Here is a 594-nt window from a genome sequence, read left to right on the forward strand (position 1 = left end):
TATCGTAATGACGGACACGGGTGTAGTGGCCGATGCGGAAGGATGTGGCTTCAGCCAGACCTGGACAGCTAACTTCACGGACGACTGCGGCAACGCGGCCGACGAAGTAAGCGTGACGTATACATGGATAGTTGATACTGACAAGCCGGTAATCACCAGTTCGGTGGAGGGCGGCGACCTAGGTTGCAACCCAACGGCGATCCCTATGCCGGAGTTCACCCTAGATGAAGCGTGTAGCCCAGGCGATATCGTAATGACGGACACGGGTGTAGTAGCCGATGCGGAAGGATGTGGCTTCAGCCAGACCTGGACAGCTAACTTCACGGACGACTGCGGCAACGCGGCCGACGAAGTAAGCGTGACGTATACATGGATAGTTGATACTGACAAGCCGGTAATCACCAGCTCGGTGGAGGGCGGCGACCTAGGTTGCAACCCAACGGCGATCCCTATGCCGGAGTTCACCATAGATGAAGCGTGTAGCCCAGGCGATATCGTAATGACGGACACGGGTATAGTGGCCGATGCGGAAGGATGTGGCTTCAGCCAGACCTGGACAGCTAACTTCACGGACGACTGCGGCAACGCGGCCGA

General features: G+C 57.4%; 1 protein-coding gene. It reads left to right on the forward strand.

What is annotated here, in order from left to right; all coding sequences use genetic code 11:
• Nucleotides 1–594: hypothetical protein (locus tag ACFOSX_RS01130; protein WP_386096169.1), on the forward strand; the 594-nt coding region annotated here is incomplete at both ends.

The sequence above is a fragment of the Winogradskyella maritima genome, from assembly GCF_042650215.1.
Lineage (GTDB): Bacteria > Bacteroidota > Bacteroidia > Flavobacteriales > Flavobacteriaceae > Winogradskyella > Winogradskyella maritima.